Consider the following 16,375-nt stretch of genomic DNA (forward strand, 5'->3'; position numbering starts at 1 on the left):
ATGGCAACCACCACCCTCACCCGTCCCACGCCGGGCGCCGCGCCTGCCACTGCCCAGAAGATGCGCCAACCACGAAAGAAACTGACCGTCGGCAGGATCGCAGCAATCGTCGTCGCTGCCTTTATCGCTGTTCTGTGGCTCATTCCATTCGCCTGGGCTACGGTCACCGCTTTCAAGACCGAGACGGATGCGTCGGCTGCCAAGATCAGCTGGGTGCCGCCGTCGGGCTTTACGGTGGAGGCCTTCGCCAAAGTGTTCCAGGACGGCAACATCCCGCTCTGGACGTGGAACTCCCTGTACACCTCGGCAGCCATTACGGCGATCACGCTGGTGATCTCCGCACTGGTGGCCTACGCGCTCTCAAGGATCGACTTCAAGGGCAAGAAGGTGCTGATGACGGTGATCATCGCGTCCATCATCATCCCGCCACCCGTGCTGATCATTCCGCTGTTCTACCAAATGCTGGCGCTGCAGATGATCGATACCTCGTGGGCAATCATCCTCCCGCAGGTCATCCACCCCGCCATGGTGTTCGTCCTGAAGAAGTTCTTCGACCAGATCCCGCGTGAACTTGAGGAGGCGGCCGTCATGGACGGTGCCAGCCGGTTGCGGATCTTCATGCAGATCATCCTGCCGTTGTCCCGGCCGATTCTGGCCGCCGTCGCGATCTTCGTGTTCATCGGCGCGTGGAACAACTTCCTGTGGCCGTTCATCTCCACCAATGACGGCAGCCTGCTGACGCTCCCGGTGGGCCTGCAAACCATCAAGAGTGCCTACGGCGTCCAGTACGCGCAGAACATGGCGTCGGCCCTGCTTGCGGCTTTGCCGCTCATCCTCGTCTTCCTGTTCTTCCAGCGCCAGATCATCAAGGGCGTCGCGACGACGGGTCTTGCCGGAACCTGATCCGGCACCTTCCGAACCAACCACCCAGACTCGAACCACAACCAAGGAGATACATGTCCCGCGCACGCGTTACCCTGGATCGCGACTTCACAGTCGGCGAAGTACCCCGCCGCCTCTTCGGCTCCTTCGTGGAGCACATGGGCCGCTGTGTTTACAGCGGCATCTACGAACCCGGCCACCCTGAGGCTGACGAGAACGGCTTCCGACAGGACGTCCTCAAGCTGGTCAAGGAACTCGGCGCCACCGTTATCCGCTACCCCGGCGGCAACTTCGTCTCCGGTTACAACTGGGAAGACGGGATAGGCCCCCGGGAAAACAGGCCTCGCCGCCTGGACGGCGCCTGGCACACGGTGGAAACGAATGCCTTCGGCCTGCACGAGTTCGTGGATTGGTCCAAGCAGGCAGGCACGGAAATCATGGAAGCCATCAACCTCGGCACCAGGGGAGTTGAAGCTGCCCGCGAGATCGTGGAGTACGCCAACCACCCCGGCGGCAGCTATTGGTCCGATCTACGCGCGAAGAACGGGCACAAGGATCCGTTCGATATCAAGCTTTGGTGCCTCGGCAATGAGATGGACGGTCCTTGGCAGATCGGCCACAAGACGGCTGAGGAATATGGGCGTTTGGCGCAGGAAGCCGCGAAGGCAATGCGCTTTGTGGACCCCGACATCGAGCTTGTTGCGTGTGGCAGCTCCAACTCCAGGATGCCAACTTTCGGCGCCTGGGAGCAGACTGTCCTCACGCACACCTACGACGAGGTGGACTACGTTTCCCTCCACGCTTACTACTTCGAGGAGGAAGGGGACGTCGGCAGCTTCCTGGCATCCGCCGTCGACACCGATTACTTCATCGAGTCGGTGATCGCCACCGCTGACGCCGTTCGGGCGAAGGGAAAGCACAAGAAGCACATCAACCTGTCCTTCGACGAATGGAACGTTTGGTACCAGCGTGGCCTGGACACTGAGGACCAGCCGCACAACGTGATCAAGGCCGGTTGGCGCGAGCACCCCCGCGTCATCGAGGACAAGTACAACGTCACCGATGCAGTGGTGGTGGGGACGCTGCTCAACTCGCTGCTCAGGCACGGCGACCGCGTCAAGATCGCCAACCAGGCGCAGCTGGTCAACGTCATTGCGCCGATCCTGTCTGAGGAGAACGGGCCGGCGTGGAAGCAAACCATCTTCCACCCGTTCGCCCGGATGGCCGAGCTCGCCAAGGGCCAGATCCTGCGGCTGTCGGTGGACTCGGACAAGTACTCGAACAACCGCTTCGGAGACACGGACCTGGTCGATGTCAGCGCCACGTGGAACGAGGAGACAGGGCGCGTTGCGCTGTTCTTCGCCAACCGCGGGCTGGAAGAAGCTGCCGACGTCGAGGCAGCCCTGCGCGGCTTCGACGCCCGCCAGGTGCTCCGGGCCGAAGTCCTGGAGATCCCGGAAGGCGGCGACAGGTTCACCACCAACACCCAGGACCAGCAGGGCCGCGTCGGCCTGAAACCCTTGGACGGCGTTAAGGCGAGCGGTTCGGAGCTTCGGCTGACGCTGCCCGCCCTGTCATGGGCCGTCGTCGAGCTTGAAGTAGTGAAGGGCTAACCCCCGCTCACCCAACTAAGTCGCAGCAGAGCGCGTTATGAAGGTTCATAACGCGCTCTGCTGCGACTCACTTGGGTTAACGCACGACGGCGGCTGGCTAGCTAGATAGCGCAGCCGTCAGGGCCGCAGGCCTCGGCGTCGGATGCGCCCACGGGGATCAGGGGATTGGTTTCCTGCCACGCCTGGTTCAGGGCCTCGCTGAAGAGTTCCGCCGGCTGGGCGCCGGAGATGCCGTACTTGCGGTCGATCACGAAGAACGGGACGCCTGTGACGCCGATGGCGCGGGCTTCATTGATGTCCTCGTTGACGGCGTCCGAATATTTGTCGGTAGTGAACAGCTCTGCCACTTCGGCGGCCGGGAGCTCCAAGGCGGCACCAAGCTCCGTCAGGTATTCCCGGCTGCCGATGTCCTTGCCGTGCTCAAAGTGATCGCTAAGTAACCGCTCCTTGGCGGCATCCTGGCGGCCATGGGTTGCGGCAAGATGGATGAGGCGGTGCGCTGTAAAGCTGTTGGCAACCACTACGTTGTTGAACTGGTAGTCCAGGCCCTCGCCCTTGGCGGTCTCGGTGACGTGGGCGAACATCTGCTTGACCTGCTCCGGAGCCAGGCCCTTGCGCTTGCTCAAGTAGTCCAGTTCCGTGCCGTCGTAGTGTTCCGGGATCGAAGGATCCAGTTGGTAGCTCTTCCACTGAATCTCCACCGACCCGCGGTGGGGGAACTGTGCCAGGGCAGTCTCAAAGCGGCGCTTGCCGATGTAGCACCACGGACACGCGACGTCGGACCAGATCTCAATCTTCATGCTGTGGTCAACCTTCGGCGGTTCAGGGGCATTCCGGAAAAGTCTGTTATTTTCGTCACCCATTGCCGGGGCGGGCGTGCCCAGCCTAATGTGTGAAGCAGGTTATGCAGTCAGCCGATGGGGCGCTCTTCGTCCCGAAGAATCGCGTGTGTCTGGGGCCGCGATGAACACGAGGTTGAACCCCGTGCGCGGGTTCGCATATTTGTGGAGGCCTACAGCATGCGCGTTGGACTCATCGTTGGCCCATGGTTCCCAGTGCCCCCGGAACGGTACGGCGGCACTGAACGGGTTGTGGATGCCTTGGCAAGGGCTTTGGCCGATGCAGGGCACGAGGTACTCCTGGCCACGGCGGGCGACAGCACCTGCCCCGTGCCACAGCTGCGGGGTTTCGGGCAGAGCGAGCCGGAAGAGTTAGGGCAGACACTCAGCGAGCTGCACCACGTGATCAAGGCATATGCCGGCATGCAGGACGTAGACATTATCCACGATCACACCCTTGCCGGACCTCTTTACGCCCACCGGCCGCCGAATGTGCCCGTGGTGACCACTGTCCATGGCCCGCTGACACCGCGGTACGCAGGGCTCTACCGGGATATGGCCCAGGACACCGCGATCATCGCCATTTCGCGTGACCAATACAGCCGCATTTCCGACCTCCCAATATCGGCCGTCATCCATCATGGGCTGGATCTCTCCACGGTTTCTGTCGGCGAGGGTGCCGGCGGTTACGCATGCTTTGTTGGACGCATGTGCCCGGACAAAGGCTTATTGGAGGCGGTGGCCGTTGCCCGCGAGGCCGGGGTGCCGCTGCGCATCGCTGCCAAGATGCATGCCAAGAGTGAGCAGGACTACTACCACGACGTTGTTGAGCCGATCCTTGGTTCACAGGAAGAATTCCTCGGCGAACTCTCGGATCCCGAGAAGTACGAGCTCATGGGGGGAGCCGTGGCCCTGATCAACCCCATCCAGTGGCATGAACCATTCGGACTGGTCATGATCGAGTCCCTGGCTACCGGAACACCAGTACTTTCCACTCCGATGGGTGCCGCCCCCGAAATAGTCCAGCATGGAGTGACGGGATATCTGGCGCAGACCCACGAACTCGCAGGGTTCATGGAGGACGTGCAACGTCTCAACCGTGCGGAGTGCCGGCGTACCGTGGATGAGTATTTCAACGCTTCACGGATGGCAGCGGACCATCTGGAGCTTTACGCCACGGTCATCGAAGAATTCAAGGCCGGAGGCCTTCCCGGCGACGGCAAGTTGCAAGACAATCAGAGGCAAGCCCCCATCAACCTGTGATCGATAAGCAGGACATTTCCCGAGGAAGGCTTCGTGGGCCATGACTGCTTGGAACGCCGATACGGAGGCGGGCGCCTCCGAATTTGGTGCGGTGACCGTCGTCGAAGGATCGTCCTTCTGCATTTCCGCCCACACTGGTGACATCCACGGAGGTGGGGCCCACGGCGCCTACTACCAGGACACCCGGATCGTGTCGCGGTGGGTCCTCCGCGTCAACGGGGCGTTCCGTGAGCCGTTGGTGGCTCGTAATCCAACTGCGTTCCAGGCGGAATTCGTGGGTCGTGCACTCTCAGCAGACGGTAGGTTCGACAGCCCGTTGGTTGTGAGGCATCAGCGGCATGTAGGGCACGGCCTGAGGGACGACATCACTATCCGGAATTACTCCGGGCAGGCATCCACCTGCGATATTGAGCTGCTCATCGACGCGGACCTCGCCGACCTCTTCGACGTCAAAGGTGGCAGGGCGGGCAAGGCCGCATCCGTGGCGAGAACGGTCCACAAGAAGGAACTGCACATCGAGTCGGTTCACGCCAATGGACAACGCCGGGGCGTATCCTTCCGGGCATCCGGAGGGAAACCCACGGAAGATGGGCTGAGCTTCCACATCACCATCCCCGCGCGGAGCCAATGGACCACTAGCGTCATTGCCATCCCGCTGACCAACGGGGAAGGGCCCAACGACCCTTTCACCGAAACCACTCCCTTGCACCACACCGCAGGTGTCCGCCGGCACATGGCCTGGGCGGAGCACGTTCCCCGGATCGCTGTTACGGACAGGAACGTTGAGGAAGTCCTGGAGCGAAGCCAGAGCGATCTTGGCTCGTTGCGGATCTTCGACCATGAGCATCCCGGGCGTGCTGCCGTCGCAGCCGGGGCGCCCTGGTTCATGGCATTGTTTGGGCGCGACTCGATCCTGGCGTCCTATATGTCACTCATGGTGGATCCTGGACTTGCTGCCGGCTCGCTGCAAACACTGGCCGGGCTCCAGGGCAGCAAAGTGGACGCCGATTCCGAGGAGGAACCCGGCCGCATGCCCCACGAGGTAAGGCTGGGAGTCACGGCAGGACTTTCCTTGGGCGGAACCGCCTACTACGGGACCGTGGATGCAACGCCACTCTTCGTCACCCTGCTGGGCGAACTCAGCCGGTGGGGCCTGGGGGCGGACATCATCGATTCCCTGCTTCCCCATGCCGACCGTGCAATTTCCTGGATGGAAAACTATGGCGACCGGGATGGCGACGGGTTCATCGAGTACCAGCGGCCCAATAGCCACGGCCTGATCAATCAAGGGTGGAAGGACTCCTGGGACGGCATCAACTTCGCGGACGGCAAGATGGCTGAAACGCCCATCGCGCTGTGCGAGGTCCAGGCCTACGCCTACGGGGCCTACGTTGGGCGTTCGCTGCTGGCGCGCGCTGCCGGCGATACCGCCGTCGAACGCCGTTGCGCCGACCGGGCCGAAGCGCTGAAGGAAGCGTTCAACGAGACTTTCTGGCTGCCGGACAGGGGCTATTACGCCCTTGCCTTGGATAAGGACAAGAAACCCGTGGATTCCTGTACGTCCAACATGGGCCACTGCTTGTGGACCGGCATCGTGGACGAGGACAAGGCTGCACTTGTGGCGGAGCGGCTGATGTCACCTGAGATGTTCACGGGCTGGGGGATCCGCACTCTGGGTTCGGACATGGGTGCCTACAACCCCGTCAGCTACCACAACGGCTCGGTCTGGCCACACGATACGGCGCTCGTGGCCACCGGACTCATGCGCTACGGCTTCGTGAAGGAAGCCAGCCGGGTGGCGAGCGGATTGTTCGACGCCGCCGAGCACTTTGGCGGTCAGCTCCCGGAACTGTTCTGCGGCTTTGACCGCTCAGACTTCCCGGAGCCGGTGCCCTATCCGACGGCGTGTTCACCCCAGGCGTGGGCGGCCGCGGCGCCGATCCAGCTGGCCCGCATCCTCTTGCGGTTCGACCCCGACTTCACCAGGAAAGTACTCCACCTGGCGCCTATCCTCCCGGACTCGTTTGGGGAGTTCAAGGCCGAAAACGTGCTGCTGGGGCGCTCGCGGGTCACGATCCAGGCGTCCGCGGGACATGGCACTGTGACGGGATTGCCCACTGGCCTGGAGTTGCGCTCCGATCCCCGGCCACCATTGGCTGGGGACTTGTTCGGCTAGGTTCGGCGTTTCCTAGAGCTCGTGCTCCATGACGAAGTCGTGCTCTATGGTGTCGCCGAGTTTGAACGACTTGGTGCCCACCCTTTGGAAGCCGCTCTTCTCGTAGAAACGGATGGCCTTGGCGTTTTCACTGTTCACGCCAAGCCATACTCCCGCCGCGCCCTTTTCCGAAGCGTCCGCGACGGACGCCTTCATGAGGCGGGACGCGGCTCCCTGGCCGTGGTGGTCCGGGTGGACGTAGCACTTGCTGAGTTCCGTGGAGGGGAGTGCCGAGAGCACGGAGGCTACATCCGGGTCGCTTGCCGGCTTGGCAATCAGCATGGTGTACCCGTTGAGCTGCCCGTCGTCGTCGAGCACCAAAATGGTGATGTTTGGATCGGCGAGGTAGTCCACAAAGTTGTCCTCGGCGAGCGTCTTCTCCAGGTGGGCCTGGATGTCCGCCGGTGAGGCGCCGGGCGGGCACGCCAGCGGGAAGGTGACGGCCGCAAGCTCGGCCAGCTTTCCGGCGTCGTCCGTTGTTGCTGTTCGAATGGTCTCGGCCACGTGGTCCCCTCGGTGTTTGTGTATAGCTAATGCCCCTAAGAACGAATCTTAAGGGCATTAGCTGGGCACGAACTCAAGTTTTGCGTTTAGTCTGCTTTCACGGCGAGCACGGGGCAGTCCGCCTCCAACAGGATCCTCTGCGAAACACTGCCCATAATCAGCTTGCCAACCGGGCTGCGACGGCGGAGGCCAATCACAATCAACTCGGCGTTGGTCTCGTCGGCCGCATCCAGTACCTCAGCGGCGGCGTCATGGCCGCGGACCGGCTGCTTGATGACGTGCTGGATGCCTTGAAGGGCCAAGCGTTCCTCGATGGTCTGGATCTCCGGTTCCTGGGCGTACCTGTTATCCACCAAGGCGTCGCCCTTGGAAGAATTGATCACCAAAAGGGTGTCGTTGTTTTTCTTGGCTTCGGCAATGGCTTGGGTCAATGCGGCTTCGCCCTCGGGTGTGGGGACGTATCCCACCACGATGGTCATGGCTTCTCCTTGTTGTGGTGGCTGTTGTGCTGGAGCGGGGTGGTGTTCTCGTCAGCTTGGATGGCGGCGTCCTTCGCCGTGACGGTTTCGCCCGGGTGGGCAGGGACCACGCTGGCTGGCACCGGACGGTTGCGGCGGACCAGCTTGAAGAGCAGCGGCCAGAGGATAATCAGGGCCACGATGATGTACACGACGACGGCGATTGGCTCGCTCCACAGCCCGGCGGGGTCACCGGCGAACAGTTGGAGAGTCCTGCGTAGCTGGCCTTCGATGCGCGGGCCGAGGATGACGCCCAGAATCAGGGGCAGCACGGGTAGCCCGAAGCGCCGCATCATGAATCCCAAGGCTCCGAGCACCAGGAGGATCACAAGGTCGAACGCCTGCAGGTTTACGGAGTAGGCGCCCAAAGTAGCGAAGAAGAGAATGCCGGCATAGAGGTACGGCCTCGGAAGCTGCAGCAGTTTTGCCCACAGGGGTGCCAGGGGCAGGTTGATGAGAAGGAGCAGCAGGTTGCCGATGAAGAGGCTCGCGATGAGCGCCCACACCAGGGGACCTTGGCTGGAGAACAGCTGCGGGCCGGGCTGGATGCCGTAGGAGGTGAACGCTGCGAGCATGACGGCGGCGGTGGCGTTGGTAGGCAGGCCGAGGGCAAGCATTGGGGTCAGCGTTCCAGCTGCGGCAGCGTTATTGGCTGCTTCAGGTCCTGCGACGCCTTCGATGGCTCCCTTGCCGAATTCCTCCGGATGTTTTGTCAGCCGCTTCTCGGTGACATAAGAGAGGAATGTGGGGATCTCGGCACCACCAGCGGGAAGTGCCCCAAACGGGAAGCCGAAAGCGGTGCCACGCAACCAGGGTTTCCAGGAGCGGGCCCAGTCCTTCTTGCCCATCCAAGGCCGCCCCACGGGAATGATGTGAAGCGGTGAACGCCGCAGGTGGGCGGCAACCCACAGTGCTTCACCCACGGCGAAGATGGCCACTGCCACCACAACGATGTCCAGGCCGTCGGCCAACATCGGCTGGCCAAATGTCAGGCGGCGCTGGCCAGTCACGGAGTCAATGCCCACCAGGCCGATGGCCAGGCCCAGACCCAGGGAGGCAAAGCCCCTGAGCCTGGATGAACCCAGGACCGCAGTGACGGCCAGCAAGGCGAGGATCATGATGGCAAAATAGCTCGGTGCGCCCAAGCTCACGGCGAACTGCACCACCAGGGGTGCAAAGACAGCCAGCAACGCAGTTCCGATGGTACCTGCCACGAAGGAGCCAATGGCCGCAGTAGCGAGCGCTTGGGCTGCGCGTCCTGCTTTGGCCATCTTGTTGCCCTCGATTGCCGTCACAACCGACGACGATTCTCCGGGTGTATTCAGCAGAATGGACGTTGTGGAACCGCCATACATGCCGCCGTAGTAGATGCCGGCGAACATGATGAAGGCGCTGGTGGGCTCGAGGGCGGCCGTGACGGGAAGCAGCAGCGCCACAGTCATGGCCGGGCCGAGCCCTGGCAGGACGCCAACGGCCGTTCCAAGGAGTACGCCGATCACCGCGTACAAGAGGTTCATGGGGGTCAGGGCGGTGGCGAAACCGTCCATCAAAGAGGACCAGACGTCCATCAGAGGATTCCTTCCAGGAGTCCGGCCGGCAATGCAATGCCAAGGCCGAGGTAGAAGCCGTAGAAGGTGGCCAGGGACAGCGCAACGGAGATGATCCCGTCACGAACGTAGTGCCGGCTGCCAAGTGCCAGCACGCTGCCCCAGAACAGGACAGTCCCGGAAATGACCCAACCGGCCCAGTCGATGAGCAGGATGTTGAGGATGAACGCTCCTGCCAGCGGGAGCACCGTCTTCCAATCGGCGGGGTGCGCGAGGTCAATGTCCTCGCCGCCTTCCACTTCTCCCTTGCCACCACGCAGAACGTTGATGGCCAGCAAAACAGCGCAGACCACCAGAAGTCCGGCAACGATGAAGGGAACTGCCTTGGGCCCTACGGGGTCCGACTTCGAATACGGGGTTGCCAGGCCATTCGCGTCAAGGAAGACAAGGACGCCCACCGCGCCGAGCAGGAGGGCGACCCCCAGCTCGGCGCGGCCTTTCAGGCCTGTTGCTACAGTGCTCACGCCAAGCCAAGCTTGGTGAGCACGTCCGCCACCCGCTTGTCCTGGTCCGTCAGGAACTTCTGGAACTCGTCACCGGTGATGAAGGCGTCGGTCCAGCTGTGGGTCTTCAGGGCCTCTTTCCAGCCAGCGGATTCGTGCATCTTCTCCAGGGCGGCAATCAGGGACTTCTTGTCGTCCTCGCTGATGCCCGGAGGGGCCACCATGCCGCGCCAGTTGGTGAAGACCAGATCGATCTTGGACTCCTTCAGCGTGGGGGCGTCAACACCGTCCAGGCGCTTCTCGCCACTGGTAGCCAGGACGCGTACTTCACCGGACTTGATCTGCTGCAGGTACTCGCCTGCACCGGAAGCCGCGAAGCCAAGCTTGTTGCCCAGGATGGCCGGCAGGAGATCTCCACCACCGTCGTAAGCGACGTAGTTGACCTTCGTGGCGTCAATGCCCACGGCGCCAGCCAGCTGCATGGGCAGGAGATGATCAGGGCCACCAGGCGAGGAACCGCCACCCACGGAGATGGAACCGGGATCTGCCTTCCAGGCTTTCACGAGGTCATCGATGGTCTTGTAAGGGGAGTCCTTGCTGACCATGATGGCACCGGGCTCTTCAATGAGCCGAGCCAGCGGGGTGGTCTCGGTCAGCTTCGACTCCGACTTGTTGGTGTAACTGGCACCCACAACACCCAGGCCCATGAGCATGGCGAGGTCCCCGTTGCCCTTTTCGTTGACCACGCGGGCCAGGCCCACTGTGCCACCTGCGCCTGCGAGGTTGAAGACCTCGGTGTTGTTCGCGATCTTCTCGTCGTCGAGGACCTTGGCGGCCGCCCGTGCAGTGGTGTCGTAGCCGCCACCGGGAGTATTGGGAACCATGATGTGAAGGCCGGTGATGGGTCCGGCTGCGGCGCCGGAGCTAGCAGAACCAGTGGAGCTCTTACCTGTGGCGCCGCAGCCGGTAGCCATCAGGGCGATGCCGGCAGCAACGGCGGCGATTCGCAATGCGCGGATCTGGCGCATGGTGTTCCTCTTCTCAGTATGGAAATTCTGTGCAGGGCGGTCAGCATTGTGCCCCTGTGGATTGATGCTAGGTCCCGGCGTGACGGTGATCACTCTTGTGTTCGCAGTGATCTTTAAGTTCATTGCGTTCACGCTTTTGCCTTCGCAAAAGACCCGGCGCAGCTGATCCTCAGCGTGCTTAGGGTATAGTTCCGATACGCCAAGGCGGACTACTTTTGAAGCTGTTAGCGGCCCTTGCAAATTGGAATCACCAAAGGATCCAAACAGTGTCTCGACTGACTCGACGGAGAGGGATGTCCCTGGCCGGGCAGTACCTTGTGCTGCAGTTGTTGATCGTTTTGGCGGTTCTGGTTGCCGTGGTAGCCATCTCCCTGGCCCAATCTGCCGCTGCCTTTGAACGCACTGAAGGACGCCGGGCCTTGTCCGCGGCAGAGGCCTTGGGCAACAACCCCACAGTGCGTGCGCTGTTGCCCACCGCCGAATCACGCAATGGGTCAGCCCTTCCGGCCGTGGCAGAATCCGTTCGGACTGTTTCCGGCTCCTCCCACGTGGCACTGGCAAAGCTTGACGGCACGGTGGTGGCCTCCTCGGATCCCAGCCAGCTGGGCAAGCCACTTCTATTGGGCGACAGCAGGGTGAAGGAAGGCCGGGCCTGGACCGGAGTCCTCGCCGGTAATGAAGGAAAAGTTCTCTCAGCACACGTGCCGGTACTGGACGACTCCGGAACCATGATCGGCATCGCCGCCATCAGCAGGAACTATCCATCCGCCCTTGAACGGCTGGAAGACGTGGTGCCCAACCTCCTCACCTACGTGGGCGTTGCCAGCGTTCTCGGCGTAGCCGGTTCCCTCCTGTTGTCCCGCCGCGTCAAACGGCAAACGCTGGGAATGGAGCCTCGGGAGATCACCGGACTGGTGGAAAACCGTGAAGCGATGCTGCAGGGCCTGAAGGAAGGCGTGGTGGCGCTGGACCCGCACGAGCGGATTACGGTGGCCAATGAGAGCGCCCGACAACTGCTGGGATTGCCCGCAGACTGCGTAGGCCGGAAACTCGGGTCCCTTCACGTGGACAGTGCGCTCAAAGTGGTACTCACCCGGGAACAAACGGACCCCGACCAATTAGTGCTGGTGGGGGACAGGCTGGTGGTCATGAACAGGGTGGCCCTCAGATCCCGTGGGCGCGACATCGGCTCCGTGACAACCCTGAGGGACAGAACCGAATTGTCGTCGCTGGAACGTGAACTCGGTGCCACCCGGACCGTGACCGATACTTTGAGGGCCCAGGCCCATGAGTTCGCCAACCAACTGCACGTCATTTCCGGCCTGATACAGATTGGCGAATACGATTCCGTGGTGCAGTTCGTCAACGGCGCCACCGTGGACCGGACGCGGCTTAACGACGAAGTGACCAGCCGCATCCAGGACCCTGCGCTCGCAGCCCTGCTGATAGCCAAAGCCAGTTTGGCCACCGAGCGCGGGGTGGAGCTGCAACTCGACCCCCAGTCCGCCCTCCCGCGCGTTAACGAGGAACTGTCCCGGGACCTCACCACCGTGGTGGGCAACCTGGTGGATAACGCGTTCGACGCCGTGACTGGCCTCGTTGGGGCGTCGGTGAGTGTGTTGGCGGTCAACTCCGGGGAGGGCGTTACAGTCACCGTCCGGGACAACGGTCCAGGAGTGCCCTCCGGCTCCGCTGAGGACATTTTCCGTCAGGGCTTTTCCACGAAGGAGCCGGGTCCCGGCGACGCCCGCGGCTTTGGCCTGGCACTCTCACGGGTGATATGCCGGCGCAGCGGAGGCGACCTGACAGTGGCCAACGACCATGGGGCCGTTTTCACCGCACGATTCAACCAGCACAATTCGGATTTCAAAGGGGCAGCGTAGCCGTGATCAAAGTACTGATTGTCGATGACGACTTCATGGTGGCCAAGGTCCACGCGGGGTTCATCCAGCGAACGCCGGGGTTCGGTGTGGTGGGGGTGGCCCACACGGGTGCGCAAGCTCTTCTTGAAACGCAACGGCTGCAGCCGGACCTGGTGCTGTTGGACATCCATCTCCCTGACATCAACGGCCTGGACCTGATGCATCAGCTGCGGGACGTGGCCCCGGACCTTGATGTGCTGGTGATCAGCGCAGCGCGTGAAACTGAAACGGTGCGCAAGGCACTACGCGGCGGCATTGTGCACTACCTGATCAAGCCGTTTTCGCAGTCTGATCTTCAGGAGCGTTTGCAGCACTACCTGAATGCCTACCAAGGGCTTGATGCGTCCAAGAGCGAGGCGGAGCAATCCGACGTGAACCGGGTGTTTGGGCTCGGCGTATCCGAGCGGACCTTGCCCAAGGGCTGCAGCATAGAGACGCTGGAACTGGTGGAAGCTGCCCTGAAATCAGCGCCCGGCGATGTCTCCGCGGCCGAAGTGGCCGAACAATTGGGGACCTCACGCGTCAGCGCGCGCCGATACCTTGAGTACCTCCACGATGAAGGTGCGTTGGAAGTCAGGCTTAAGTACGGCGTCGGGCGTCCCGAAAGAAGGTATGTGCTGAAGGCGCGGTGACGACGGTGTCGAGCACTTGCGCCCAGCCTGGCCGAATAGGCAATTGATAAGCTGGACGCACGTCCAAGTCCTACGACAACGATGAGAGCCGTGCGGCCCGCACCGCATATGCGTCGCTGAAGCACAGCTACGAGAAAGTCGGCGACCACTGGGAGGCGAAGGAGGAGCGAGGCCCTTCTGACCAGCACGCGGAAGAGGGCGTTGAATCAACGAAACCCACGGCCGGGGGAGTGGACGCCAATGCCTCCAAGGAGCATCTCTATCAACGTGCCCAGGAACTGGACATTAAGGGCCGTTCGAAAATGAGCAAGGACGAGCTCGTCGAAGCTCTGCAGAAAGCCAACGACGCCGCGACCCGGAAGGCGCGAGGCGGCTAGTCTCTGCCGGATTATTGCCCGTATAACCACCCACGGCCCTCATCAGAGTTTCGGCCCGAAACGGTCACCGCACCTCGTCATCCGGCGGCTTTCCACCCTAGGGCGGGTCCCAATTTTCCTGCGATGTCGGTGAGGATCTGCACGTAGTCCTCATGTTCAAAGCTGAACGGCAGTGCGAAAGCTACCTCGTCGACTTCCTGGAATCCAGCATGGGCGTACAGTTGCTCGGCGATTTCAGCGGAGGTCCCGATCACATCCGGGGCGAACAGCATACCCTTCGGCCCTTGGGGCGCCCGCGTGCGGGGAGTGCGTTCATCGACGTAACGCTGGTACTTCTCCCGCTGGGCATTCGAAGCGGAATCTGTTGGGATCACCACCAAGCCCTGTGAAACCCGGGCAGTGTTTCCGGTCGCTGCGGCGGCCTCGCGGTACGCACGAATCTGCGTCTGTTGGACCGTGGCAAAGTCCGGCTTCTGGTCCTTATCCGGGAAAATCACGCTGCTGGACAGAAGATTGAAACCGTTTGCCCCGGCCCAGACGGCAGACTTCATGCTGCCCGCTCCGTACCAAAGGCGGCTTCGCAGCCCGGGAGAGTGTGGCTCCACCCGGTTGGAGAATTCCTCCACAACACCTTGCTTGCCGGAGAACTCCCGGACCTTTTCGCCGGCGACCAGGCGGGCAAACCGCCCTACGCGGGCATAGGAGAAGTCCTCTGTTTCTGAGGAATCCGGGAACAGTTCATGCTTCACTGTGTCGTAGTGCATCGGTTCGCCCACGCTCAGCCCTGGATTGATCCGTCCCCCGGCGAGCAGATCCACGGTGGCAAGGTCCTCCGCCAGACGCAAGGGATTTTCCCAACCCAGCGGGGTTACTGCGGTTCCGAGTTCGATCCTGGACGTGCGCTGGCTGGCGGCGGCCATCACTGCGACGGGGGAGGAGATCCCGAATTGCAAGTGACGGTGCCGCAACCAGGCGCTGTCGAACCCCAATTGCTCACCGAGTTCGATGATCTCCAACGTTGACCGGTGGCCGGCGGCCGGATCCGCGGGGTCGAACAGGCCGATAGTGAGAAATCCAAGCTTGCGGAGGGGGCGTTCGGGGCTGGGCATGGACTTCCTTCGCGATCGATCGGCAGTTACTGCCCAGAATAGGTGCGGGTACCGGGGACGACGGCGGGACGTTACCTTTTGTGATGGATCGGCGGGTTGCCGTTACGCTCGGCAGGCCTGCGAAGACGGATCATGCGGGGCTGGGCGTGGGCGTGATATCCCGACGGAACCGTGCCGTCTGGATAAGGATTGCCGGGATTGCGACGGCAATGACGGCAGCCGCGTACCACTGCAAGGTTGGGACCAGCCCCAACACGGGGACAAGCTGGCCGGCGATGATGACGGGTATCCCGAATGCGAGGTAAGCGACCGTGTAGATGCCGGAGAAGACGCCAGCGCGTTGGTGCGGCTGAACGTGCGGGGCTATTAGCCGGAGCTGGCCGCCGAATGACGCGCCGAAGCCGATGCCTCCGAGCGCTGCACCGATCCAGACGGCGGGCAGCCACAGTGCGCTGATTCCGAGAAGGACCGCGATCGTCCCGAGAAGGGTGAGTGATGTTCCAACCAAGGTGCTGCGCCGGGCAGGATGCTGGTTGAAAACAAAGTTTGATATAGCGGCCGCGAACGGGCCGAGGAAAGCCGTGAAGCCGGCTACCAGGCCGCCGTCCAAAGTGAACTGAAGACGAAGCATCACGGGCGAAAGTCCGAGGAAGAAGGCAGGAAACATCCAGCCTGCGATGTGCACGGGTATCCCTGCGGCAAACTCACCGCGGACACTGCCAGGGAGTCCAAGGCGGGGAGTCAGCGACCGGAGCACCCCAGACCGCTTTGCTGCAGTTTCGGCTGTGAGGCTGACGAAGACGATGGCGAGAACCATGACTCCAGCGAGGATGGTGAACACAAGCGTGTTGGCGTCCGGAGTGAACTGAACCGCGGCGCCGGTCAGAAGAGCGCCGACGCCGAGACCTCCTGCGACCGAGGCACCGGCCAGGCCTCCGGCGAGTTTCTTGAGGTGGGCGGGTGCCTGCTCAGCGATGGCAGCGCTGAAGGCACTGGTGGCAAGCCCCGTGGCGAGACCCTGGAGGGCGCGGGCGACGATCACCCAGATGATTGTCGGGGCGACCAGGAACACAATCATGGAAGCGAGCTCACCGTAAAGGGCGGCAAGCATGACCGGCCGGCGGCCGACATGGTCGGAGAGTGAGCCGCCTATCAGGAGCGCCGCCAACAGGCCGAGGGCGTAGATGGAGAAGGCGATACTGAGCGCGCCGGATGAGAACTGCCACTCATGCTGGCGAAGTGAGAGCAGAGGAGTCGGCGCTCCCGCGGCGAAGAAAAACGCTGCAAAAACCGTGGCGAGGCCGGCAAAAGAGACGGCTGGGGAAATTTTGGGGGACAACACGGGCTCCTTGGACAGAGTGGTCTAAACTCTTTCAGTTAGACAGATCTGTCTAATTAAGTCAATACAGATTTAGACAGATCT

14 protein-coding genes and 1 pseudogene are annotated in these 16,375 nt (G+C 62.3%); 7 read left to right on the forward strand and 8 right to left on the reverse strand.

Features of this window, described 5'->3' with window-relative positions; translation table 11 throughout:
* Positions 1–903 (forward strand): carbohydrate ABC transporter permease, encoded by a 903-nt coding sequence (locus ACZ5G6_RS03405; RefSeq protein WP_223935746.1) that lies wholly within the window; start codon positions 1–3, stop codon positions 901–903.
* A gap of 53 nt (positions 904–956) precedes the next feature.
* Positions 957–2,495, forward strand: a complete 1,539-nt coding sequence (gene arfA / locus ACZ5G6_RS03410; protein ID WP_498689399.1) for an arabinosylfuranosidase ArfA — start codon at positions 957–959, stop codon at positions 2,493–2,495.
* Positions 2,496–2,596: 101 nt separating this feature from the next.
* Here arfA and ACZ5G6_RS03415 read toward each other — a convergent pair whose 3' ends face one another.
* Positions 2,597–3,295, reverse strand: coding sequence for a DsbA family oxidoreductase (locus ACZ5G6_RS03415; RefSeq protein WP_223935748.1), 699 nt, complete (start codon positions 3,293–3,295; stop codon positions 2,597–2,599).
* 219 nt (positions 3,296–3,514) lie between these two features.
* On the opposite strand from ACZ5G6_RS03415, the gene ACZ5G6_RS03420 reads away from it, so the two are divergent.
* Positions 3,515–4,597 carry a glycosyltransferase family 4 protein gene (locus ACZ5G6_RS03420; protein WP_498689403.1) on the forward strand — a complete coding sequence of 361 codons (1,083 nt, stop codon included), beginning with the start codon at positions 3,515–3,517 and terminating at the stop codon, positions 4,595–4,597.
* 40 nt (positions 4,598–4,637) lie between these two features.
* Complete coding sequence (locus ACZ5G6_RS03425) at positions 4,638–6,773, forward strand: amylo-alpha-1,6-glucosidase (RefSeq protein ID WP_223935750.1); 2,136 nt, start codon at positions 4,638–4,640, stop codon at positions 6,771–6,773.
* Between the two features lie 12 nt (positions 6,774–6,785).
* Here ACZ5G6_RS03425 and ACZ5G6_RS03430 read toward each other — a convergent pair whose 3' ends face one another.
* The 5 genes from ACZ5G6_RS03430 to ACZ5G6_RS03450 all read right to left on the reverse strand — a co-directional run bounded on the left by ACZ5G6_RS03430 (position 6,786) and on the right by ACZ5G6_RS03450 (position 10,912).
* Positions 6,786–7,316, reverse strand: a complete 531-nt coding sequence (locus ACZ5G6_RS03430; RefSeq protein WP_223935751.1) for a GNAT family N-acetyltransferase — start codon at positions 7,314–7,316, stop codon at positions 6,786–6,788.
* Positions 7,317–7,402: 86 nt separating this feature from the next.
* Positions 7,403–7,795: a universal stress protein gene (locus ACZ5G6_RS03435; RefSeq protein WP_223935752.1), complete on the reverse strand. Its 393-nt coding sequence runs from the start codon at positions 7,793–7,795 to the stop codon at positions 7,403–7,405.
* Positions 7,792–9,402, reverse strand: a complete 1,611-nt coding sequence (locus ACZ5G6_RS03440; RefSeq protein ID WP_498689408.1) for a tripartite tricarboxylate transporter permease — start codon at positions 9,400–9,402, stop codon at positions 7,792–7,794. The genes ACZ5G6_RS03435 and ACZ5G6_RS03440 overlap by 4 nt, the downstream gene beginning before the upstream one ends.
* A complete protein-coding gene (locus tag ACZ5G6_RS03445) occupies positions 9,402–9,905 on the reverse strand; it encodes a tripartite tricarboxylate transporter TctB family protein (RefSeq protein ID WP_223935754.1) in 504 nt (167 codons plus the stop codon). Before ACZ5G6_RS03445 ends, ACZ5G6_RS03440 begins: the two co-directional genes overlap by 1 nt.
* Positions 9,902–10,912 carry a Bug family tripartite tricarboxylate transporter substrate binding protein gene (locus tag ACZ5G6_RS03450; RefSeq protein ID WP_223935755.1) on the reverse strand — a complete coding sequence of 337 codons (1,011 nt, stop codon included), beginning with the start codon at positions 10,910–10,912 and terminating at the stop codon, positions 9,902–9,904. Before ACZ5G6_RS03450 ends, ACZ5G6_RS03445 begins: the two co-directional genes overlap by 4 nt.
* A 293-nt stretch (positions 10,913–11,205) precedes the next feature.
* Between ACZ5G6_RS03450 and ACZ5G6_RS03455 the strand changes: the two genes are divergently transcribed.
* The 3 genes and pseudogenes from ACZ5G6_RS03455 to ACZ5G6_RS03465 all read left to right on the forward strand — a co-directional run.
* Positions 11,206–12,795, forward strand: coding sequence for a sensor histidine kinase (locus ACZ5G6_RS03455; protein WP_498691735.1), 1,590 nt, complete (start codon positions 11,206–11,208; stop codon positions 12,793–12,795).
* 2 nt (positions 12,796–12,797) lie between these two features.
* A complete protein-coding gene (locus ACZ5G6_RS03460; RefSeq protein WP_498689414.1) occupies positions 12,798–13,466 on the forward strand; it encodes a response regulator in 669 nt (222 codons plus the stop codon).
* Between the two features lie 65 nt (positions 13,467–13,531).
* Positions 13,532–13,843 (forward strand): annotated as a pseudogene (locus ACZ5G6_RS03465) (ChaB family protein); the annotation flags it as partial.
* 77 nt (positions 13,844–13,920) lie between these two features.
* On the opposite strand, the gene ACZ5G6_RS03470 reads toward ACZ5G6_RS03465, so the two are convergent.
* Both ACZ5G6_RS03470 and ACZ5G6_RS03475 read right to left on the reverse strand, forming a co-directional pair.
* Positions 13,921–14,952, reverse strand: a complete 1,032-nt coding sequence (locus ACZ5G6_RS03470) for an LLM class flavin-dependent oxidoreductase (RefSeq protein ID WP_498689415.1) — start codon at positions 14,950–14,952, stop codon at positions 13,921–13,923.
* 130 nt (positions 14,953–15,082) lie between these two features.
* Complete coding sequence (locus ACZ5G6_RS03475; RefSeq protein ID WP_498689417.1) at positions 15,083–16,294, reverse strand: MFS transporter; 1,212 nt, start codon at positions 16,292–16,294, stop codon at positions 15,083–15,085.
* Positions 16,295–16,375 lie beyond the last annotated feature (81 nt).

It is taken from the genome of Arthrobacter sp. TmtSoilC51 (assembly GCF_055388015.1).

What these genes read in the sequence shown, in the direction of transcription:
- ACZ5G6_RS03405 (WP_223935746.1), top strand. Translation starts at nt 1, where the DNA reads ATGGCAACCACCACCCTCACCCGTCCCACGCCGGGCGCCGCGCCTGCC.
- arfA (WP_498689399.1), top strand. Translation starts at nt 957, where the DNA reads ATGTCCCGCGCACGCGTTACCCTGGATCGCGACTTCACAGTCGGCGAA.
- ACZ5G6_RS03415 (WP_223935748.1), bottom strand. Translation starts at nt 3,295, where the DNA reads ATGAAGATTGAGATCTGGTCCGACGTCGCGTGTCCGTGGTGCTACATC.
- ACZ5G6_RS03420 (WP_498689403.1), top strand. Translation starts at nt 3,515, where the DNA reads ATGCGCGTTGGACTCATCGTTGGCCCATGGTTCCCAGTGCCCCCGGAA.
- ACZ5G6_RS03425 (WP_223935750.1), top strand. Translation starts at nt 4,638, where the DNA reads ATGACTGCTTGGAACGCCGATACGGAGGCGGGCGCCTCCGAATTTGGT.
- ACZ5G6_RS03435 (WP_223935752.1), bottom strand. Translation starts at nt 7,795, where the DNA reads ATGACCATCGTGGTGGGATACGTCCCCACACCCGAGGGCGAAGCCGCA.
- ACZ5G6_RS03440 (WP_498689408.1), bottom strand. Translation starts at nt 9,402, where the DNA reads ATGGACGTCTGGTCCTCTTTGATGGACGGTTTCGCCACCGCCCTGACC.
- ACZ5G6_RS03450 (WP_223935755.1), bottom strand. Translation starts at nt 10,912, where the DNA reads ATGCGCCAGATCCGCGCATTGCGAATCGCCGCCGTTGCTGCCGGCATC.
- ACZ5G6_RS03455 (WP_498691735.1), top strand. Translation starts at nt 11,206, where the DNA reads ATGTCCCTGGCCGGGCAGTACCTTGTGCTGCAGTTGTTGATCGTTTTG.
- ACZ5G6_RS03470 (WP_498689415.1), bottom strand. Translation starts at nt 14,952, where the DNA reads ATGCCCAGCCCCGAACGCCCCCTCCGCAAGCTTGGATTTCTCACTATC.